The sequence below is a fragment of the Arthrobacter bussei genome, assembly GCF_009377195.2.
GTDB lineage: Bacteria > Actinomycetota > Actinomycetes > Actinomycetales > Micrococcaceae > Arthrobacter_D > Arthrobacter_D bussei.
Window position 1 is genome coordinate 98,285 of sequence record NZ_VJXX01000007.1, and the last position, 19,953, is coordinate 118,237.

The 19,953-nt window shown below is 69.2% G+C and carries 18 protein-coding genes; 6 read left to right on the top strand and 12 right to left on the bottom strand.

Annotated elements, in window-relative coordinates; translation table 11 throughout:
• The first annotated feature begins 13 nt into the window (after positions 1 to 13).
• Positions 14 to 166, top strand: a complete 153-nt coding sequence (locus tag FNH21_RS16070; protein WP_191932077.1) for a hypothetical protein — start codon at positions 14 to 16, stop codon at positions 164 to 166.
• A 98-nt stretch (positions 167 to 264) separates the two neighbouring features.
• Here the strand turns inward: FNH21_RS16070 and FNH21_RS16075 are convergent, their stop codons facing one another.
• Positions 265 to 1,218: a manganese catalase family protein gene (locus FNH21_RS16075; RefSeq protein WP_152817053.1), complete on the bottom strand. Its 954-nt coding sequence runs from the start codon at positions 1,216 to 1,218 to the stop codon at positions 265 to 267.
• A 221-nt stretch (positions 1,219 to 1,439) separates the two neighbouring features.
• On the opposite strand from FNH21_RS16075, the gene FNH21_RS16080 reads away from it, so the two are divergent.
• Together FNH21_RS16080 and FNH21_RS16085 are read left to right on the top strand one after the other, a co-directional pair.
• Positions 1,440 to 1,685 carry a hypothetical protein gene (locus FNH21_RS16080; protein ID WP_152817054.1) on the top strand — a complete coding sequence of 82 codons (246 nt, stop codon included), beginning with the start codon at positions 1,440 to 1,442 and terminating at the stop codon, positions 1,683 to 1,685.
• Complete coding sequence (locus FNH21_RS16085) at positions 1,682 to 2,455, top strand: CPBP family intramembrane glutamic endopeptidase (protein WP_338403326.1); 774 nt, start codon at positions 1,682 to 1,684, stop codon at positions 2,453 to 2,455. Before FNH21_RS16080 ends, FNH21_RS16085 begins: the two co-directional genes overlap by 4 nt.
• 63 nt (positions 2,456 to 2,518) lie before the next feature.
• On the opposite strand, the gene FNH21_RS16090 is transcribed toward FNH21_RS16085, so the two are convergent.
• The 6 genes from FNH21_RS16090 to FNH21_RS16115 form a co-directional block, all read right to left on the bottom strand.
• Positions 2,519 to 2,755: a hypothetical protein gene (locus tag FNH21_RS16090; RefSeq protein WP_152817056.1), complete on the bottom strand. Its 237-nt coding sequence runs from the start codon at positions 2,753 to 2,755 to the stop codon at positions 2,519 to 2,521.
• Positions 2,756 to 2,843: 88 nt separating this feature from the next.
• Entirely contained in the window at positions 2,844 to 3,680 is an 837-nt protein-coding gene (locus FNH21_RS16095; protein WP_152817057.1) for a sigma factor, read from the bottom strand.
• A 47-nt stretch (positions 3,681 to 3,727) separates the two neighbouring features.
• Positions 3,728 to 5,104, bottom strand: coding sequence for an ABC transporter permease (locus FNH21_RS16100; RefSeq protein ID WP_338403327.1), 1,377 nt, complete (start codon positions 5,102 to 5,104; stop codon positions 3,728 to 3,730).
• A complete protein-coding gene (locus FNH21_RS16105; protein ID WP_152817058.1) occupies positions 5,101 to 5,778 on the bottom strand; it encodes an ABC transporter ATP-binding protein in 678 nt (225 codons plus the stop codon). Before FNH21_RS16105 ends, FNH21_RS16100 begins: the two co-directional genes overlap by 4 nt.
• Positions 5,775 to 7,373: an efflux RND transporter periplasmic adaptor subunit gene (locus tag FNH21_RS16110; protein ID WP_191932078.1), complete on the bottom strand. Its 1,599-nt coding sequence runs from the start codon at positions 7,371 to 7,373 to the stop codon at positions 5,775 to 5,777. The genes FNH21_RS16105 and FNH21_RS16110 overlap by 4 nt, the downstream gene beginning before the upstream one ends.
• Positions 7,374 to 8,399 (bottom strand): hypothetical protein, encoded by a 1,026-nt coding sequence (locus FNH21_RS16115; protein WP_152817059.1) that lies wholly within the window; start codon positions 8,397 to 8,399, stop codon positions 7,374 to 7,376.
• Between the two features lie 275 nt (positions 8,400 to 8,674).
• Between FNH21_RS16115 and FNH21_RS16120 the strand changes: the two genes are divergently transcribed.
• On the top strand, positions 8,675 to 9,022 hold the full coding sequence (locus FNH21_RS16120) for a cytoplasmic protein (RefSeq protein WP_152817060.1): 348 nt from the start codon (positions 8,675 to 8,677) through the stop codon (positions 9,020 to 9,022).
• Between the two features lie 78 nt (positions 9,023 to 9,100).
• On the opposite strand, the gene FNH21_RS17335 is transcribed toward FNH21_RS16120, so the two are convergent.
• From FNH21_RS17335 to FNH21_RS16145, 5 genes are all read right to left on the bottom strand, one after another.
• Positions 9,101 to 12,289: an RICIN domain-containing protein gene (locus FNH21_RS17335; RefSeq protein WP_152817061.1), complete on the bottom strand. Its 3,189-nt coding sequence runs from the start codon at positions 12,287 to 12,289 to the stop codon at positions 9,101 to 9,103.
• A 37-nt stretch (positions 12,290 to 12,326) separates the two neighbouring features.
• Complete coding sequence (locus FNH21_RS16130; protein ID WP_338403328.1) at positions 12,327 to 14,369, bottom strand: beta-galactosidase; 2,043 nt, start codon at positions 14,367 to 14,369, stop codon at positions 12,327 to 12,329.
• Positions 14,370 to 14,565: 196 nt separating this feature from the next.
• Positions 14,566 to 15,912: an ABC transporter substrate-binding protein gene (locus tag FNH21_RS16135; protein ID WP_152817062.1), complete on the bottom strand. Its 1,347-nt coding sequence runs from the start codon at positions 15,910 to 15,912 to the stop codon at positions 14,566 to 14,568.
• A 51-nt stretch (positions 15,913 to 15,963) separates the two neighbouring features.
• Positions 15,964 to 16,902, bottom strand: coding sequence for a carbohydrate ABC transporter permease (locus FNH21_RS16140; protein WP_152817063.1), 939 nt, complete (start codon positions 16,900 to 16,902; stop codon positions 15,964 to 15,966).
• A gap of 2 nt (positions 16,903 to 16,904) precedes the next feature.
• Positions 16,905 to 17,843, bottom strand: coding sequence for a carbohydrate ABC transporter permease (locus FNH21_RS16145; RefSeq protein ID WP_055765734.1), 939 nt, complete (start codon positions 17,841 to 17,843; stop codon positions 16,905 to 16,907).
• An 89-nt stretch (positions 17,844 to 17,932) separates the two neighbouring features.
• Between FNH21_RS16145 and FNH21_RS16150 the strand changes: the two genes are divergently transcribed.
• Entirely contained in the window at positions 17,933 to 18,976 is a 1,044-nt protein-coding gene (locus tag FNH21_RS16150; protein ID WP_241743311.1) for a LacI family DNA-binding transcriptional regulator, read from the top strand.
• 145 nt (positions 18,977 to 19,121) lie between these two features.
• Positions 19,122 to 19,871 (top strand): FRG domain-containing protein, encoded by a 750-nt coding sequence (locus tag FNH21_RS16155; RefSeq protein WP_152817064.1) that lies wholly within the window; start codon positions 19,122 to 19,124, stop codon positions 19,869 to 19,871.
• Positions 19,872 to 19,953: the final 82 nt, after the last annotated feature.

Below are 19,953 nucleotides of genomic sequence, written 5' to 3' on the forward strand. Positions count from 1 at the left end.
GGAAGGACGTCCCATGAGTACTCACGACGAGAAGCCCCAGCACGATCCGAGCGCCGACCAGCAGCTGTCCGAGTCCCTGGAGGGACACAAGGGACTGGCCGACGAGGCCGAGGAGGGCTCGCCCCTCGAGGAGACCGACAGCCCGGTGCGCACCGAGAACAGCTGACCCGCTCCGGCTGTGCCGACGCATCGGCCCGGCTGGACGAGGTAGACGCAGAAGGGGCGCCCGCAGCAGCGGGCGCCCCTTCCGTCGTTCGGGCGGGACTACTTCTCGACCGGTCCGAACATCGCATCGATGTCCGCCATCTCCAGGTCCGCCGTCGCCTGGATGAGCTCGAGCAGCGCGGGGTCCAGCCCGGGGGCGAACTCCTCCAGGCGCTCGGGCGCGATCTCCGACGGCACGCCCTCCGGGGCCTGCTCGCTGGCGTCCAGCTGGGTGCCGTCGTTCGACGGGGACAGCCCCTGGTAGATCTTCCCGGCCTCCGACTGCCCCTTGAGGTCGAAGGTGTACTGCTTGCTCTGCAGCCCGAGGTCGAGGAGCTTCTTGACCTCCGGGAACTGCTCGGCGTTGGTCTTGGGAATGGGCAGCAGTGCTTGCCACTTCACACCGAGCGTCTCGAGCGCCTTGGCATAGCCGTTCTCGTGCGCCTGGTCGCGGACGATCAGGTAGGCGATGGTGGAGCGGGCGGTCTTGTTGTCCGTCATCTCGTACATACGGCACTTCTGGAGCCGGCCGGTCGCCTCGAGCATCAGGTTGTACAGGAGGTCCAGCGGCAGGTTGCCCGAGTTGTAGACGTAGCTTCCGCTCCAGGGATTGCCGGCCGAGTCCACCGGCATGGCACCCTGCGCTCCCACGAGGTAGTGGTGGATGTTGCCCTGGGACAGGGCGAGGTTCAGCGGGATCGCGCCGCCGGCGCCGGGGGTGTCCAGCGGGTCGTCGAGCGTGCCCTGGTAGCGGGGTGAGCCATCGAGGAGCCGGGAGATGGTCGTGCCGATCAGTTCGACATGGCTGATCTCCTCCGTGCCGATGCCCTGGATCAGGTCGCGGTAGGGCTTGGCGGCCGCGCCGCGGAAGTTCATGCTCTGGAACAGGTACTGCATCATGGTGCGCATCTCGCCGAACTGTCCGCCGAGGCCCTCCTGCAGGGCGTTGGCTGCGGCGGGATCCGGCTCGTCGGGGATGATCTCGTTGATGAGCTGCTGGACGTGGAAGAACATGGGACCTCCTCAGGGAGCGGCAGAATGCCACTCGATCTCCACACTCGTCCCGAAAAGTCGACCCCACAACCACCCTTGCTTTTCTGCGGTGGGGGTTGCCAGAACCACGCTGATCGGCGGCACCGGCGGAATCATCACGACGGCGGCAGCCCGCGGCTCCGTCGGTATCGGTCCATCCCGCCGCGCCCCGTAGCCTGGGAGCTCACCATGCTGGGGGGTCCATGATGTCCGGGAAGAAGTACGTCTGGTTCGTCGTCGCGGGAGGATGCTTCGTGGCGGCGGCACTGGTCTTCGGGGGGCGGTCGCTGCTGCTCGACTGGCTGGGCACGTCCCCGGCCTACCGCACGGTGATCGCCGCCGGCTGGGTCCTCCTCGCCGCGGGGGCCGGCGCGGTGGCGAGGGGATGTACCGCCGAGGCGCCCGACGGCGATGCGTCCCGTGGGGCGACCGAGGGCAGCACGCCGTGAGCCCGTTGCCCGGCGGTGTCGGGCCGGCCCCCTACGTCCCCCAGAACCATCGCCTGTATGGCGCCGATGCCGGGCCGGTGGTGACACTGCAGCAGGCGGGCTGGGCCCTGATGTTCGTGGTGCTGTACGTGGCGGCGGCGTGCGGGGTCATCCTTGTCCTCGGGCTGACAGGCCTCGTCGACTTCACGCTGGAACTCCTCGTGCCCGTGCTGCTGGGAACCGTCACCGCGGCGGCGCTCGCAGCGCTGTCCGTCCACCTCGTCCGCCGCAACCACCTCACGCCGGCCCAGCTGGGCTTCCGCCGCCCGGGCCCACGGATGACCCACCTCCTCTGGCAGATCCCCGCGGCCATCCTGGGCGCCCTCGTGCTGCAGGGCGTGTTCCTCGCCGTCCTCGGTCTGACGGGATTCGACATCGACGCTGCCCCCACGACCAACGATCCGCTGGCGGACCTGGCCGGTCTCCCCGTCCCGGTCGTCCTGTTCGTGGTGCTCGTGGTCGCGGTCCTCACGCCGCTCTGGGAGGAGGCCCTCTTCCGCGGCGCGTTCCTCGACGGGCTCGGCCGCCGCTTCCGCCCCGCACTCGCCGTGCTGCTGTCCGCCGCCCTGTTCGCCGCCGTGCACCTCGTGGTGGTCGGGTTCGCCTATCTCTTCGCGCTCGGCGTCGCGCTGGCCCTTCTGCGGCGGTTCCACGGGAACCTCTGGGCGCCGATCCTCCTGCACGCCGTGAACAACGGCCTCGCCGTGCTGATCGTGCTCTCGGGTACCTGACCCTCGAAGGTGCGGCCCCCGAAGGTGCGGACCCCGAAGGCGCGGACCCCGAAGGCGCCCCCTTCAGTCCTCCGGGAGCGCCGCGAACGTCTTCTTGGTGCCGTTGTACCAGCCGAGCCCCTTGATCGGGTTCTTCCAGCGGCCCTTCATGGCGTCGCGCGCCGGCTGGTGCGCGGTGTCACCGGCGGCGACGGCGTCCTTCAGGTGCTGGTCCTGGGCCTGGATGATGATGTCCGCGGAGTCACCGGTGAGGGCGAGGTCGCAGGGGCCGCCGAGCTGCTTGCAGGTCATGGTCTTCATGGGGTGTTCCTCCTGTGATTGCGGGCGACCCGGAGCGGTGCCCTACCTGTACGACGACGGCGAGCAGCCGGATGTGACATTTGCCGCGTCATTTCTGCTCCGCACCCGTCCGACGCACGAGGGAGGCGAGGACCTGCGGCTCCGCCCGGAAGGTGATGGCCTGCACCAGGCCGTCGGCCACGGTGAAGTCGAAGAGGACGCGGGCCTCGCCCCGGTGGTACCAGGCGGCTCCGGGACGGCCGTCGACGACGACGGGCAATGCGGCTTTCGCGGCGCCGTCGAACATCGAGGCAACGGCCTCGCGTCCGGAGAGCATCTCGGGGGTCCCGGCGGCGATCGCGGCGGCATCGGCGCGGACGACGGCGTCCGGCGCCAGCAGGTGCAGCAGGCGTGCGAAGCTGCCGCCGCGGGAGGCCTCGAGGAAGGCATCGACCACCTCCCAGTCGGCGGGCGCTTCCGCCGGCACCGCCACCGCGACCTTAGAGCGGGCGCGTGACGCGAGTTTCCGTGCGGCATCGGCTGACACATCGAGGACGGCCGCCACGGTGCGGAACTCCACGCCGAAGGTGTCGTGCAGCACGAAGGCGACGCGCTCGGTCGGCGTGAGCCGGTCGAGGACGATCCGCAGCGCGACCCCGACCGCTGCCGCCCGGATCACGCCGTCCGCCGGATCGGGGGAGGAGGGGCCGACGTCGACCCGGGTCTCGACCGGTTCGGGGACCCGTGCGCGCAGCCGGTCGAGGCACAGGCGCGTGGTGACGACCGTGAGCCAGGCCGGCAGGTTCCCGATGACGGCCGTGGTGCCGTGCAGGCGGAGCCAGGCCTGCTGCACCATGTCCTCGCCCTCCGCGCGGTCGTCGAGCACCCCGGCGGCGATCCGCACGAGGCGCGGCCGCTCCGCCTCGAACTGCCCGGTCAGGTCCATACCGCCACCCTAGGCGGCGGAAGCCGTCCGGCGAAGGGACGGCGGCATCAGGTGCCGCGGAGGGCTACGACGGGCTCGATGCGCGTCGCCCTCCGTGCGGGCAGGCTCCCCGCTGCGAGACCGACGATCGCGCCGAGGAGGGCGCCGCCGACGGCGACCAGTGGATGCGTGACGGGTGTCCACTGCTGCGCCATCGAGATGGCGATCACGGCGAACACCCCTGTGGTGGCACCGAGCAGCCCGCCGAGCAGTCCGATGATCACGGACTCCGTGACGAACTGCGCAGCGATCTGCCGCCGCGTCGCCCCGATGGCACGTCGCAGGCCGATCTCACCTGTTCGTTCCATCACCGAGAGCATGGTGACATTCGCGATCCCCACGCCGCCGGCGAGCAGCACGACGACGGACAGGACGACGAAGATCAGGTTCACGTCCGCCTGGACGGACTCCGCGAGATCCGAGCGTCCCTGCGGCGCTGCGACGATGACGGCCTCGGGAGCATCGGGTGAGAGCGCGAGGGCCGCCTGCTCCGCGACCTGCGGACCGGCGCCGATGACGATCCGTGCCTGCACCTCCCCGGGGGCGGTCAGGCCGAAGTCCTTCCGGGCCGCACCGGTCGGGATGACCACGCTGTCGAGGAGTTCGGCGCGTTGCTGCACGTCGCCGAAGACGCCGACCACCGCGTAGGGGATGCCGTTGACGAAGATGGAGGGTTGCGAGTCCACGCGGGTGATGCCGAGGCGTCCGGCGAGCCGCTCGCCGAGGACGGCCACGCGGTCCTGGCGCTGGTCGTGGCCGGCATCGAACAGGCGGCCGTAGCGGACGGTGCCCTCCAGCGCGTCGACGAGGCCTGCGGACGCCGCGAAGATCCGCGGTGGCACGGTCCCGGGAGCCGAGGGATCGTTGACGGGAACCGCCGTGACGGTGCCCTCGGGCAGGCTCACCTCGCTGATGAGCGCTGCCTGCTCGATCCCGGCGAGGCGCTCCATGCGCTGCACCGCGTCCCAGGGCAGTGCGCTGGTGTCCACGCTGTCGCCGTCGGCGGTCTGCGCCTGGGCGGGTGAGGCCACGATCTGCGTGGCGGCGAAGGCGTCGAACTGCTTGCTGAGCTGCCCCGCCGTCGTCTGGGCGAAGCCGATCGTGGCCACGAGGGCGCCGATGCCGAGGATGGTCCCCGCGAGGGTCATCAGGAGGCGGCCGGGGCGGGTCCCGAGATCCGACGTCGCCTCGATGAGGAGATCGGTGACGCCGAAGCGGTCCGCGGCGGGCACGGGGTGGAGCAGGTCCGGTAGGCCGTCGGCGGACTCGTCGCTGATGCCATCCGCTATGCCATCGGTCGTTCCATCCGTCGTGTCATCTGTCGTGTCATCTGTGGCGTCGTCCGGTGTGGCAGGCGGGAGGTCGGGGGCGAGGTGTCGTGTCACGGGGCGCTCGTCACCCGCCCGTCGGCGATGCCGACGCTGCGGGGTGCGCGGCGGGCCACCGCGGCGTCGTGGGTGATGATGACGAGCGCCAGGCCGTCGGAGACCAGCTCCTCGAAGAGTTCCATGACGTCCGTGGACGTCACCCCGTCGAGGTTGCCCGTGGGCTCGTCCGCGAGGAGCAGGCTGGGCCTGGTGACGACGGCGCGGGCGACGGCCACGCGCTGGCGTTCACCGCCGGAGAGCGTGCCGGGCAGGAACCCGAGGCGGTGCCCGAGCCCCACGCGTTCGAGGGCCTGCCTCGCCCGGTCCTCCCGTTCGTCCCGCGGGGTCCCGCTGTACAGCATGGGCATCATGACGTTCTCCAGCACCGAGCGTCGTGGCATGAGGTGGAAGGCCTGGAACACGAACCCGATGCGCTGGGCCCGGACCGCAGCGCGCGTGTCCTCGTCGAGGGCGCCCGTGAGGTGGCCGGCCAGCCGGTACTCGCCGACGCTGGGCCGGTCGAGCAGGCCCAGGATGTTCAGCATGGTGGACTTGCCGGACCCGCTGGGACCGACGATCGAGACGTAGTCGCCGTCGTGCACGGTCAGGTTGATGCCCTTCAGGGCCTGCACCTCCGGCGGGCCGGGAAAGGACCGGGTGACGTCCCGCAGCTCGACGAGCGGTGTGCTCATCGCCCCACCACCACGAGATCGCCCTGCTCCAGCTCGCCCTCGAGGGGCGTCACCTCCACGGCGCCCGGCGTCGCCAGCCCGCTGCGGACCACCACCAGGCGCGTCGTCGTCTCCTCACCCGCCCGCGGGTCACCCTCGGTGACCTCCACGCGCGTCTCGCCGCCGGGCCCTGCCGTCAGAGCGGCGTACGGGACCGAGAGGACGTCGCCGTCGGTGGCGCCCACCGCGATGGAGACCCGGACGTTCGAGCCCTGCAGCTCCCTGATCTGCTCCGGGCTGAGCGGGTCGGGCGTCAGCTCGATGGTCCACCGCTGGGAATCGCCCTCGCCCGGCGTCACCGCCGTGATGGTGGCCGGGTGGGGCGTGCCGTCCGGCAGTTCGAAGGACGCCGTGTCCTCGACCTTCAGGAGCCGGGCGTCGCCCTCGGCGGCGGATCCGGACAGGCCGACGGTCGCACCCGAGACGGTCATGGCAGGGCCGTCGAGGACGCTGCCGCGCTGTGCGGCCACGGCATCGACGCGGCGGGGCAGTTCGGTGAGGTAGAGCACCTCGCCCGCGGGCAGCGCGGGCAGGGCGGCCACGTCGGCGCGCGCCAGCTCCTCCTGCGCCGCGATCAGCTGCGCGGTCGCTGCGTCGACGGCGGCACGCTGCGGTGCGTCGGTGCGGTCGGACCCGACCTGCTGCCGTCGCAGTTCCGCGAGCTTCAGTGCATCGGCCGCGGTGCCGATCTGCAGGGGATCCTGCGGGTCCGCCTCCTGGGCGGCGGCGAGTTCACGGCGGGCGCCCGCCACGGCGTTGTCGGCTTCGAGGATCTCGACGGCGGTGGCTCCGACCGGCGTGGCCGCGAGGTCGTTCTGGGCCGTGATGAGGCCCTGCTCCGCGGAACGGACGGCCTCCTGGGCGGCCCGGAGGCTCTCCTCGCTGCCCTCCTCCGAGGCGGGGGCGCTGTAGCCGGCGTCCGTGTAGAGGGTCGCGACGGCGTTGGCCGCCTCGACGCCGAAGACCGGGTCCGCGGGATCGCCGGCGTCGATGCCGATCGTCCGGAGCGCGGTCTTGAACTGCACGACGTCGGGACCGGACACCCCGATCTGCAGGGTCCGGTACGCCGGGAGCTCACCGGGCAGGACGATCACCGGACGTCCGGCCACCTCGAGGGCGATCGCGAGCGCCTTCAGTTCCGCCCCCTCCTCCGGTACCTGACCCGTGACGACCGCCGCACCCGAGATGGACGACGTGTCGATGCGGACCTCCACCGGATCGGCGTACGCCACCTCGCCCCGGATGGTCACGTCGTTGCTGAGGCGCCCGAACTCGACGGGGACGGTCACGAGGCCGGGTGCCGGCGGCTCCGCCGTCGACGCGGCGTCAGCGGGGGAGACGAGGAACCGGCCGAGCAGTAGCCCGGCGACCAGGCTGAGGACGGCGGCGACGGCCACGATCCACAGGGTGCGGTTGCGGCGGAAGACGGCGGCCACCCCGGCCCCGGATGCGCGACGCGGGCCGTCCCCCTCGTCCGGGGCAGGAGTCAGGATCTCGTCGAGGCTCCGGGTCTCCCCCGTGGCTTCAGCGGTCCGGGCTCGCCGGAACCGTGCCACTCAGCTTCCCTGCTCGAGATCGGCGCGGAAGGCCTCGAGCTCGGTCTTGTGGTCGTCCACGAACTGCTGCTCCTGGGCGAACTGCACCTCCTGCTGCTTCTGCCGGTAGTCGGTCTCCTCACGGCAGTCGAGGTCCACCAGGGCGAGCTCGATCTCCTTCTCGCCGAGGGCGTCCATCTCCGCCTGGTTCGGCATGCCCATCCCACCCGTCATCGCCGTGTCATCCGTCGTGCCGATCTCACCGGTGCTCTCGTAGAGCTTGTTCATCTCCTCGTTGATGCTGGTCTGGGCGTCCATCTGGGCGGAGAACCCGGGGTGGCCCGCGTCCGCCATGCAGGAGGACCACTCCGCATCGATCCCGGTGAGCTCCGGCGAGGTCATCATGGTCTCGTAGAACGTGTTCATCGCGTCCATGAGGGGCTTGTGCTCGTCCGAGGTGGAGGGGTCCTCCGCGGTGCCCCGCTCGTTCTCCGCCCACCCGTAGCAGCCGGCCGTGGTCCAGTCCCACTCCATCGGCTCACCCTCGGCGGGCATGTCCTCCGGATCCGGCATGGGCCCGTGCAGGGCCTCGTTGAACGCCTGCTGCTCCGACTCCGAGAGGCTCGCGACATAATCGGCATTGGCGTCGACGTATTCGCCCTCCCCGCCGGACTCCATGTCGTCGCGCCCGGGGTAGTTGATCATCCCGTACCCGTACTGAGCCACCCATTCGCGGGAATCCGGATCCCATTCATCACCGCTCACCGGCATGGACATCGAGGCGGACTGCACATTCGGTGAATATTCGAATCCTTCCTCCGACATGCATTGCGCCACGAGTTCCTCCCGCTCGCGCTCGTCCTCCGCGAATTTCTTCTCCTGCTCCTCCTGGCTCAGGTCCCCGCCGTAGGCGGAGGCGAAGAAAGCGGACAGCGGGGATTCCTTCTGGTCAGCGGGAGCTTCCTCCGGCGACGCGCAACCCGCGAGCAGGGCCGAAGCACACATCGTCGTGGTCAGGGCAGTGATGGCTCGGGATGACAGTCGCACGGGTCCTCTTCCTCCATAGGGCAATAGTGAGGATGCTATTGCCTGGAATCGTCCACGGAGTCATACCCAGGGAGGACATCACGGCCCGCTCGATAACGATTGGGAACCATGTCCTTTTCGTCCCGTCAATGGTAGACAATCAGGCGCTCCCCCATTGATCGGATAGCCCCGGACCGAATTGCTGCGGCAAACCCGAGGGGCTGGGCGTGTCAGCACAGCCGCGGGCCGGGTCCGGGCCTCTGGTCATCGAGGCTCGGCGGGCGTACAGTCCGGCCATGGCAGAGGACCCGGTGCAGAGCAATCCAGGCAACTACCGCGTGGTTCTCGAGAATGACAGGGTCCGCGTCCTGGAGTACACGGACGAGCCCGGTCACACGAGCGTCGAGCACCACCACCCCGACAGCGTCATGATCACCGCGAGTTCCTTCCGGCGTCGCCTCCACGCCCGGGGCGCCAGCATGGAGGTGGACCTCCCGGACGGTGCTGTCCGCTGGCTTCCCGCGCAGGACCACCACGGCGAGAACATCGGCGATACGCCGACCCATGCGTACTTCATCGAGTTGAAGGAGACGGGCCCGCAGGCGGAGGAGACGATCGATCAGCTCGGCCCGTCGGTACCCTGAGACTGCTGCGAGATCCAGGGACGACGACGGGGCGCCCGCTCGTGCGGACGCCCCGTCGGTCGGGTGGAGGGAGGGTGCCTAGCGGGTCAGCGTCACCCGGTAGGTGCCCGTCGCCGTGCCGTCCTCGCTCGTCACCGTGATGACGGCGGTCCGGTCACTGCCCTTCGGCTGCGTCACGGAGACCGTGGCGTAGGGATCCGCCGCTGCGGCGGACACGGCGGGCAGCTTGCCCTTGACCGGCACCGCATAGGTGGTGACCGCCGGGTCGAAGCCGGCGATCGGCGTAGCGCCCACGCTGATCGAGGAGAGCGTGGCGTCCGAGGACACCGCCGGAACGGCCCCGAGCACCTTAATCTCGCTGACCACCATGTGCGTGTTCGGCCGGGCCGTCATGACCACCCGCACGGACTGCGCCGTCACCCCGGTGAGCGGCAGGGTCACCGCGGGAGCCGGAGCGCCCGAGGGGACGGCCACTGGCGCGCCGGCCGAGGCCCAGACGCCGTCGGCGCCCTGCACCTGCAGCTGGAGGGTCTGCGCGTAGCTGTCCGTGGTGCCGTCGCGGAAGAAGTTCACCACGACGCCGCCCAGCGGCCGGGCCGACGGCAGGGTCACCGTCAGGGTGTCCGAGGTGTTCTTCGCGCTGGACTTCCAGTTGGACCAGGCCTTGTCGCGGAGATCGCCGTTGAACAGCCCGGCCGTGCCATAGCCCGGCTCGGTGAACGTCGCCGTAGCGGTGGTGCCGCCGTCGTCGGCCACGTTGTCCAGCGTGCCCGCGGTGACCTGGATGCGGACGGTCGCCGGGAGCGTGCCGCCCGCGCCGTCGTCCGCCCGGCCGGCGAGCTCGTACGTGCCGGGGGCGGGGTAGCTGACGGCGGTGTCCCAGGTGACGTCGCGGTCCACGGTGCCGCCGAGGCTGCCCACGGCCGTGACGGTCTCCGGCAGGACGGGGACGGCCCCGACGACGGCCTTGGCGCGTGCCGGCTGCGTGGAGACGAGGGTGTCGACCGTGACGGTCAGTTCGGCGGGGAACTGCGCGCCGGTGACGTCCGTCGCGGTGCCCTTGACCTTGACGGTCCCGGCCTTCTTCCAGCGGTTCCCGTTCGGGATCTTCCACTCGACGGGGATGGCCCCGCGGGCGCCGTCGCGGTACACCGGCGTCACGGTCTCCGGCAGCACGGGTGCGGTGCCGGGGACGGTGAAGGCGGTGGCCGGTTCGACGCCGAGCACGGTCTCGTCGACCAGTGTCCAGCGCTGGTTCGCACCCGAGTTCGCGATATACAACGTGACCGCCGCGCCCTCGGCCGTCGATCCGCCACCGACCTCGAGCAGGAGGTCGGTCTCGGCGTTGACGAACGTGTAGGTGCCGTCCCCGGTCGTGGAGGCGATCCACTCGGCCCGCGGGCTGCCACCGGCGGGAGCGACGACGGCGGCGCCGCCCTCGTCGGCGAGCTGCGCGGCGCCGTCGAGCGTGGTGATCGCATAGCGCTCGCGGTTGGTGTTGTCCTCGCCGAGGCTGGTGAAGCGGAACAGCTGCTGCGCGTCGGCGGGGTCGGTGGCGCTGATGACGGCGGTGCCGCCGGCGGTCTCGATGGACTTGCCGCTCTGCACGCCCTGCAGCCGGTACACGTGCCCGTCCTGGAGGGCTGCCGCGTCCCCGGCGATGCCCGAGACGCCGTCGACCACGAAGGTCGTGACGGACTCGGCCGGTGCGGTGACGACGGCGCTGCCGCCCTCGATCGCAACCGGCTCACCCTCGACGAGGGCGCCTTCCGCATCGCTGACCACGGGACTCACCGTGGCACCCCTGGCGACGGAACCGAACTTCGAGAAGTCCAGGACCACGGGCTTGTCCTCGGCGTCCTCGTTGATGTGCACGACGGCGGCACCGGAGTCGGTGATCGCGGCGGTGGTGTCCTCGTCGTCCACCTGCACCAGGCGGTCCCCGGGCTGGATGTAGTGCGTGTAGTTCCGCACGGTGTTGAACTTGGTGTTCGTGTAGATGGGGCACGTCTCGAGGGTGTCCACGTCGGTGCAGTCGAAGGGCATCTGGATGCTGCCCCAGTTGGCGCCGGCGGCGGACTCGCCGCCGGGTGCCATGTTGTCGTAGTCCTCGACGGGCTGCCAGAACACCCAGGCGCTGGGCTCCAGCTCGCGGAGGTCGTCGGTGATGCGCTTGGCCATGCCGAGGCCCGGCTCCATGCTGGTGAAGCTCTGGCCGTCACCCCAGGAGCCCTCGACCTCGCTCATCCACAGGGGCTTGTCCTCGGCCTTCGCGATGTCCCGGACGGTGGTGCGCTGCCCGGTGCCGTAGGTGTGCACGTTCAGCTGGTCCACGAGGGCGCGGACGTCCTCGGGGTAGGAGTTCCAGTTCGTGGCGAAGGTGCCGGGGTTGGTCTCGTCCATCGCGGAGATGGTGGCGTCCGTGTCGGCGTCCTGCAACTGGGCGGCGAGGTCGCGGAGGACCTGCTGCTGCAGCTGCGGGCCCATGTGGGCGCCCTCCTGGCGGCCGCCGGTCGGTTCGCCGGCGGCGTCGAGCTGCGTGCTCCAGTAGTTGGTGTTCGGCTCGTTGAACGGATCGAGGGTGTCCACCTCGATGCCGTGGGCCTTCTCCAGCTCCTCGGTGACGCGCACCAGGTAGGCGTTGAAGTCGGAGATGCTCCCGGGCTTCAGCTGGTCGGCGGTGGAGTTGAACCCGCCGGACGTGTAGCCGCTGACGGTCTGGAACCACGGCGGGGAGTTGCTGAACGTCTCCCAGTGGGTGATGTCCTGCTTGATGCGGTCGATCCACCAGCGCTGCGTGGCGTCCGCCTCGAGGTTCCAGTCCGCGGGGTCCTCGGGGGACCACCAGTCGGTGTCCTCGCGCGTGGTGCCCTCGGGGGCGTTCCACCAGCCCTCGACGGCGCCGCCGGGCCGCAGGTAGTCCTTCACGTCCGGGGCGTTGCCGCCGCCGATGTTGTAGCGGGCGATGTTCAGGTTCAGGCCGTCGGGCCCGAAGACCAGGTCGGCGAGGCGGTTCCGGATCTCGTCCGGGTAGTCGCCGGTGGCGTTGGCGAACCAGACGAGGCTGGTCCCCCAGCCCTCGAACTCCTCCCCCTGGTAGGAGGGGTCCGGGGTGAGGGTCAGTGCGCCCTCGGGAGCCGCGGGCGGTGCGGGTGGGGCCGGGGGTGCGGCCTGCGCCGCACCTCCCATGAGGGAGGCTGCCGCCAGGACGGCGGCAACCCCTGTCGCGGCCGCTCGTGTGGCGGCGCGCCTGGATCGATTCGTCATTGAACGTGGTTCCTTCCAGCGAGGGGTGGTGCAGGTCTTACGAGACGGTGGTGCGGGCCTTCCTCGTGAGGACGGCGACGGAGCGGGGAGCCAGCTTGGACTCCTCGCCGGTGAGGGTGTCGCCGTCGACGCCCGTGATGTCCACGGGTGCATCGGTGCGGTTGATGAGGAAGACGTGGTCGGCGTCGTCGCCGGTGCGGATGACCTGCTCGACGGCGCCGCGGAGTTCCGCGGGCAGCTCGCTGGTCACGCCGGCGCGGGCCGCGAGGTCCGCGAGGACGGGCTCGAGACCGTCGGCGCCGAGGCGTGCGCCGACGTACGCCGCGCTTCCCCGGCCGGCGGCGCGCCGCGTCACGGCGGCGTCTCCCGCGTGGTCGCCGGTCGTGTAGCGGGAGAGGACCTCCACGCCGTCGACGCGGGGGAGTACGCGGTCCGCCCACAGGGTCGCGGTGGTGCCGTTGTCCAGGGCGACGGACTCGCCGTCGAGCAGGGGGCCGAACTCGTCGATACGGATGCCGAGCAGGTCCGCGAGGGCCCCGGGGTAGCCGCCGAGCCAGATGTGGTCGTTCTCGTCGGTGATGCCGCTGAAGTAGCTCGCGACGAGGTGCCCGCCGCCGGCCACGTAGTCCTCGAGGCGCGTCTTCAGGGCGGCCGGGACCACGTGGAGGACGGGGGCGACGACGAGCCCGTAGCCGGTGAGGTCCGTGGCGGCGGGGATGACGTCGGCGCGGATGCCGAGGGCGAGGAACGCCGAGTACCAGTCCAGGGCCTCCTGCCGGTAGCGCAGGCGGTCGGAGGGGTGGGAGTCCTGCTCGGAGGCCCACCAGGAGTCCCAGTCGAAGAGGATGGCCGCGGGTGCCTGGCTGCGGCGGGAGCCGACGACGCCGGACAGAGCGCCGAGCTCGCGGCCGAGGGCGACGACGTCGCGGAAGATGGGGCTGTCCTCGCCGGCGTGGGGGACCATCGCGGAGTGGAACTTCTCGGCGCCGGCCTTGGACTGCCGCCACTGGAAGTAGCAGACGGCGTCCGCGCCGTGGGCCACGTGGGTGAGCGAATCGCGGCGGAGGGCACCGGACTTCTTCGGGGTGTTGACGGGCTGCCAGTTCACCGCGCTGGTGGAGTGCTCCATGAGGAACCAGGGCTTCCCGCCGGCGATGTTGCCGGTGAGGTTCGCGGAGAAGGAGAGCTCGTCCACGGCCTGGGGGCCGGGCACGAAGTAGTGGTCGTTGGCGACGAAGTCCACCTCGGCGGCCCAGTCGGCGTAGTCCATGCCCTTGGTCTCGCCCATGACCATGAAGTTGGTGGTGACGGGGATGTCCGGCGTGATGCGGTTCAGGATGTCGCGTTCGGCGCGCAGGTACTGCTTGAGGGCGTCGGAGGAGAAGCGCTTGAAGTCGAGCTGCTGCGTGGGGTTCGGGTGCGAGGCGGCCTGGCGCGGGGGCAGGATCTGCTCGAACCGCGTGTAGCGCTGGGACCAGAAGTCGGTGCCCCAGGCGTCATTGAGGGCGTCGATGCTGCCGTAGCGGTCGGCGAGCCAGGTGCGGAAGGCGCCGGCGGCGTCGTCGGAGTAGTCGTAGATGTTGTGGCAGCCGAGCTCGTTGGAGACGTGCCACGCGCAGACGGCGGGGTGGTCGCCGTAGCGCTCGGCCATCGCCGTGACGAGCTTCAGGGCGTGCTCGCGGAAGACGGGGCTGGTGGGGCGCCAGTGCTGGCGTGCGCCGGGCCAGAGGGTGCTGCCGTCGACCGTGACCGGGAGGATCTCGGGGTGCTCGGTGGCGAGCCATGGCGGCGGGGAGGCGGTCGCGGTGGCGAGGTCGACGGCGATCCCGTTCGCGTGCAGGAGGTCGATGACCTCGTCCAGCCAGGCGAAGTTCCATTCGTCGCGCTCGGGCTGCAGGCGGGCCCAGGAGAAGATCGCCAGCGACACCACGTTGACGCCGGCCTCGCGCATGAGGCGGACGTCCTCGTCCCACGTCTCGCGCGGCCACTGCTCCGGGTTGTAGTCGGCGCCGTACGCCATGCGGGGGCGGGCGGGCTCGGACGGCCAGCGCAGCCAGCGGTGGGTGGTGGGTGTCGACACGGTGAAGCTCCTTGGGTGTTTCTCGAGACGTGTGGCGCGCGGGTGGTACTCCCGCCGTCGTCGTGCTCTGCCTCCCTGGACGGAGGGGCGGGGACGACGACGGCGGGTCCAGCGGGGATGGAACAGGGGTGGAACGGACCGGGCGGGTGCGCGCGAGCTCCCGCCCGGCCCGGGTCCGATGAAGCAGGGACTACTCCTAGACGGTGAAGCCCTGCTCGTTGCCGTACTTGACGCTGGCGTCCTGCCAGTTCTTCAGGCCCTCGGACAGCGGGGTGTCCGAGACGTAGGCCTGGCCGGCGGTGTCGTTGAAGATGCTGTTCGCGTAGACCTGGAAGGGCAGGTAGGACCAGCCCTCGGGGACGTTCTGCGCGGATTCGGCGAAGATCTCGTTGGCCTTCTGGCCGCCGAAGTACTCGAACTCGGTGTTGAGGAACTCCTCGGACTGGAGCTGCGCGGACGTCGCCGGGAAGGCGCCGCCGTCGATCCTGGTCTGGACGCCGTCGCCCACGTTGGCGTAGTCGAGGAAGGCGTACGCGAGGGCGCCCTGCTCACTGGCCGCAGGGATGGTCAGCGAGGAGCCGCCGTTCTCCGCGCTCGCGGTCTGGCCCTCTTCCCACTGGGGGAGCGGCGCGGCACGCCACTGGCCTGCGGCCTGGGGGATGCCGGAGGTGAAGTTGCCGGGCATCCAGGCGCCGGTGGAGAGGGTGGCGATGGTGCCGTTGCCGAGGCCCTGGTACCACTCGTCGCTCCAGGAGCTGATGGGGGCCAGGAGGTCCTCGTCGAGGAGCTGCTGCCAGGTCTCGGCGAACTTCGTGGAGCCCTCGTCGGAGAAGTTGACGGTGACGTCCGTACCGTCCACCTGGTAGGGCTGGCCGCCGGCCTGCCAGATGAGGCTGGTGGCGAAGCCGGCGTCTCCCGTGTCATTGGCGATGTACACGTTGGGGTCCGCCTCGTGCAGCGTGCGGGCGGCCTCGACGTACTCCTCCCACGTGGTGGGAACCTCGACGCCGTACTTCTCGAACACGTCCGTGTTGTAGAAGAGGGCCATGGGCCCGGAGTCCATTGGCAGGCCGTAGATGCCCTCGTTGGCCTGGACGGAGCTCCACGGGCCGGGGCTGAAGGTGTCCTGGAGATCGCCGGCGCCGTAACCGGTGAGATCCTTCACGGACTCGGCCAGGGCGAACTGGGGGAGCGCGTAGTACTCGACCTGCGCGACGTCGGGCACGCCCGAGCCGGCGGCGATCGCGTTCTGCAGCGCCGTGTACTGGTCGTTGCCGGTGCCGGCGTTCACGAGGTCGATGTTGACGTTCGGGTACTCCGCCTCGAAGTCCTCCACGACCTTCTCGAGGGTGGGCTCCCAGGCCCAGACGGTGAGGTCGCCACCGGTCTCGAGAGCTGCCTGGACGTCGTCCGCGCTGACCTCTTCGGGTGCTGCGCCGCCGGCGTCGTTGCCGCCGCCGCCACCGCAGGCGGAGAGGGTCAGGGCGGCCGCGAGGGCCAGGGCCGAGCCGCGGAGCACGGCCGGGGAGATTCTGCTCTTCATGGGGTTCCTTTTCACTTCATCGTTTTCGGAAGGGGGTGTTCGGGAGGGGTTCTACTCTTTGACCGCGCCGGCGCTCAGGCCGGACTGCCAGAAGCGCTGCAGCAGCAGGAACGCCGCGATCAGCGGAATGATGGTGAGGAGGGAGCCGGTGATCACGAGGTTGAAGATCGCCTCGCCGCCGGCGGTGGACGCCTGGTTGTTCCAGGCGTTCAGGCCCAGGGTCAGCGGGTACCAGTCCGGGTCCTTCAGCATGATCAGCGGCAGGAAGTAGTTGTTCCAGGTGGCCACCATGGTGAACAGCAGCACCGTGACGATGCCCGGGCCCAGCAGCGGCAGGGAGATCTGGAAGAACGTGCGGAACTCGCCGGCGCCGTCCATGCGCGCCGATTCCAGCAGCTCGGTGGGGATGGCCTCGGAGGCGAACGTCCACATCAGGTACAGGCCGAACGGGGACATCAGTGAGGGGATGATCACTGCCCACGGCGTGTTCGTCAGGCCCATCTGGCTGAACATCAGGAAGGTGGGAACCGCCAGGGCGGTGCCGGGGACGGCCACCGCGCCGAGGACGACGGCGAACACGGCCTTCTTGCCGGGGAACGTGAACTTCGCGAGGGCGTACCCGCCGAGGACGGCGAGGAAGGTGGCCCCGCCGGCGCCCGCCACCACGTACAGCACGGTGTTGAGGAACCAGCGGCCGAAGATGCCGTCGTCGTATGTGACGGTGTCGCCGATGTTGCTGAACAGCGCGAAGTCCCCGCTGAACCAGAGGCCGAAGGAGCTGAACAGGCTCTCCTGCGTCTTCGAGGAGTTGATGACGAGCCAGACGAGCGGGACGAGGCTGTAGACGAGGACGATCCCGGTGAGGACGGTCAGCAGGACGCTGCGCTTCGGGGTGTCCACGCTGCGGCGCGAGCTCTTCATGCGCACGTAGCCGGGTTTGGGGGTCCGCTTGTCGCTGCGGGGGCGGGTGGGTTCGACGGCGACGCTCATGGTCAGCCCTCCTTCCGCATGCCGCGCAGCTGCACGGCGTAGGCGATGACCATGGTGATGATGCCCATGACGATCGCCACGGTGGCGGAGTAGTTGTACTGCTGGCCGGAGAAGCTCAGCGAGTAGGCGTACAGGTTGGGGGTGAAGTACGTGGAGATGGAGTTCGGCGCGAGGCTCTGCAGGATCGCGGGCTCGTTGAAGAGCTGGAAGCTGCCGATCACCGAGAAGATCGCGGCCACCACCATGGCACCGCGGATGGCGGGCAGCTTGATGGCGGTGACGAGGCGGAACTGGCTGGCGCCGTCGATCTCCGCGGCCTCGTAGAGGGACTTCGGGATGACACTGAGCGCCGAGTAGAAGATCAGCATGTTGTAGCCGATGAACTCCCACGTGACGATGTTGCCGATCGAGGCGAGGATCAGGTCCGGGTTCAGCGGGTTGGGGATGTTGGTGCCGAGCGCCTCGTTGATGTTGCCCACCAGGCCGAACCGCGTGCCGTACATGAAGCCCCACATGAGGCTGGCGACGACGGCAGGGACCGCGTAGGGCAGGAAGATCGAGATGCGGAAGAAGGATTTGCCGTACAGGCGGCCGCTGTCCAGGGCCAGGGCCACCAGCATGGCGATCAGGAGCATCACCGGGACCTGCACCGCGAGGAACAGGACCACCCGGATGAGCGAGGACCAGAACTGGGAGTCCTGCAGCACCTGGGCGTAGTTGGCGAGGCCCACGAAGCCGTTGCCGCCCACCAGCTGGTTGCGGAAGAAGCTCAGGTAGATCGAGTAGGCGATGGGTGCGAGGAACACGAGCGCGAAGACCGCCATGAACGGGCCGATGAACAGCCAGCCGGACCAGGAGCTCTTCTGGCCGCGCTTCTGCGCTCGTTTCGCGGGCTTCGGCTGCGTGCCGAGCGCGGCGGGTGGGGGTGACGCCGTCGTCATGTTCGTCCTTGTCCTCGATCGATGTTTGCGTAAACACCAGCGTGCGCTCTTCTCGATGTTTACGCAAACATTGTTGTTACGATGGTCACATGTCCACCACGCCGCGTCAACACTCCATCCGGGATGACCGGCGTGTGTCCATGTCCGACGTCGCCCGGCTGGCCGGTGTCTCGGCGCAGACGGTGTCGCGCGTGTCCAACGGCAGCGCGGGGGTCATCGATGCGACGCGGCAGCAGGTCATCGCGGCCATGAACGAGCTCGGCTACCGACCCAACAGTGCGGCGCGGGCCCTGAAGCGGGGAAGCTTCCGGACCATCGGCGTCATCCTGTTCACGCTCTCGACCACCGGGAATGTCCGCACGCTCGAGGCCATCGCGGCCCGGGCCGCGGAGGAGGACTACGCCATCACGCTGATCCCCGTGGCCGCGCCCACGCAGGCCGGCGTGCGGGGTGCGTTCTCGCGGCTGAACGAGCTGGCGGTGGACGGCATCATCGTGATCATGGAGGTCCACCTGCTCGACGCCGCCACGGTGTCCCTGCCGCCGGGCGTCCACGCCGTGGTGGTGGACTCCGATGCCAGCGACGGCTTCAGCGTGATCGACACGGACCAGGCCGACGGCGCCCGGAAGGCCGTGGAGCATTTGCTGGACCTGGGGCACTCGACGGTGTGGCACGTGGCCGGGCCGTCGGCGTCCTTCGCATCGGAGCGGCGCGTGAACGCGTGGCGGTCGGTGCTCTCATCCCGGGGATGCGCCGAGCCTGCGTTGCTGCGGGGGGACTGGTCGGCGGACTCGGGCTACCTCGCGGGCCTGACGTTGGCCGCATCCGACTGCACCGCGGTGTTCGTGGCGAACGACCAGATGGCACTGGGAGTGCTGCGGGCCTTCCACGAGAAGGGCATCCGCGTGCCTGAGGACGTCTCGATCGTCGGCTTCGACGACATCCCGGACAGCACCTCGTTCAGTCCGCCCCTGACCACCGTGCACCAGGACTTCGCCGAGGTGGGCCGGCGCTGCGTGGACAAGGTGCTGAAGCAGATGCGGGAGAACTCAACGGAGCCGGGGCTTGATCTCGTGCCGACACGGCTCGTGGTGCGGGGGAGTACCGCCATGCATACCGAATTTGCCGTCTAATCAGTTGAATCGTGCGTAGTCATAGCTGACGAGGCAAGCCCACTAGGATGGAGTTTCCGACTTGCCAAAGCAACCAAGGTGAGCACCTAAGTCGAATATCGGTTAATCTCTAACGGACTACGTCTGATTGAGCTAGGGTTCGGTAATGACCATTGCTACCTCTGAAGCTGAAGACGTGCCCGCGCTAATCAGCCAAGTCATCACACGCGAACCGACGAAACAAATGTGGTTTCGTGGACAAGGGTGTAATACACACGAGCTCAATCCCTCGATATGGCGGCGGATGCGTCTAAAAGCCTTTCCGGACCCAGTTTCATCCGCTCAAGTACTCGATTTAGAAACCAGATTGATTACACGATTTAGGCAGCGCAGCTTGCCCTACTGGCCAGCGGGCTACCCGCAGACGGATTGGGAACATTTATTTGCAATGCAGCATTTTGGCTTACCCACGAGATTGCTTGACTGGACCACCAATCTGTTGATGGCCGTATATTTTGCTCTTGATCACGACGTTTCCAGGTGCCCCTGTGGCACCGACCGCTGCGTGCCAACGATCTGGCTTCTTGATCCAGTCAAGTTGAACAGGTCTAATCCCCGCCTCCACGGCCTCCCTATTGAGGTTCTAGCGACTAGTGATAAGCACGTGAATCACTGGGAGCCTGGTGTTGAGGATGCTGTTTTTGCTCCTGACCCCATCGCAATCTACGGCACCTACAACAGCGACAGAATCGCTGCGCAGCACGGGACCTTCACGGTAGCTGGGAAATCGATGACTCCGTTGGAGGAAGGCGCGGTTGCGGCTGGAACCATAGAGCGAATTCACCTGACTGGAGATGTGAGTCAGCTTTGGCGGCTCTTCGTAAACGAGAGTGTGCGCTGGGTGCTGGCGGCGTGAGCAGGGTGGGCGCGTCGGTGACGGGATAAAGGTCGAGGCCTTCCGATGATGGAAGTTCTGACGCTATCCACCCGAAAGACCT

Excerpts from the sequence above, each read along its gene's own strand:
- FNH21_RS16150 (WP_241743311.1), top strand. The coding sequence starts at position 17,933 with ATGTCCACCACGCCGCGTCAACACTCCATCCGGGATGACCGGCGTGTG.
- FNH21_RS16075 (WP_152817053.1), bottom strand. The coding sequence starts at position 1,218 with ATGTTCTTCCACGTCCAGCAGCTCATCAACGAGATCATCCCCGACGAG.
- FNH21_RS16120 (WP_152817060.1), top strand. The coding sequence starts at position 8,675 with ATGGCAGAGGACCCGGTGCAGAGCAATCCAGGCAACTACCGCGTGGTT.
- FNH21_RS16145 (WP_055765734.1), bottom strand. The coding sequence starts at position 17,843 with ATGACGACGGCGTCACCCCCACCCGCCGCGCTCGGCACGCAGCCGAAG.
- FNH21_RS16135 (WP_152817062.1), bottom strand. The coding sequence starts at position 15,912 with ATGAAGAGCAGAATCTCCCCGGCCGTGCTCCGCGGCTCGGCCCTGGCC.
- FNH21_RS16105 (WP_152817058.1), bottom strand. The coding sequence starts at position 5,778 with ATGAGCACACCGCTCGTCGAGCTGCGGGACGTCACCCGGTCCTTTCCC.
- FNH21_RS16140 (WP_152817063.1), bottom strand. The coding sequence starts at position 16,902 with ATGAGCGTCGCCGTCGAACCCACCCGCCCCCGCAGCGACAAGCGGACC.
- FNH21_RS16080 (WP_152817054.1), top strand. The coding sequence starts at position 1,440 with ATGATGTCCGGGAAGAAGTACGTCTGGTTCGTCGTCGCGGGAGGATGC.
- FNH21_RS16155 (WP_152817064.1), top strand. The coding sequence starts at position 19,122 with ATGACCATTGCTACCTCTGAAGCTGAAGACGTGCCCGCGCTAATCAGC.
- FNH21_RS17335 (WP_152817061.1), bottom strand. The coding sequence starts at position 12,289 with ATGACGAATCGATCCAGGCGCGCCGCCACACGAGCGGCCGCGACAGGG.
- FNH21_RS16090 (WP_152817056.1), bottom strand. The coding sequence starts at position 2,755 with ATGAAGACCATGACCTGCAAGCAGCTCGGCGGCCCCTGCGACCTCGCC.
- FNH21_RS16095 (WP_152817057.1), bottom strand. The coding sequence starts at position 3,680 with ATGGACCTGACCGGGCAGTTCGAGGCGGAGCGGCCGCGCCTCGTGCGG.
- FNH21_RS16070 (WP_191932077.1), top strand. The coding sequence starts at position 14 with ATGAGTACTCACGACGAGAAGCCCCAGCACGATCCGAGCGCCGACCAG.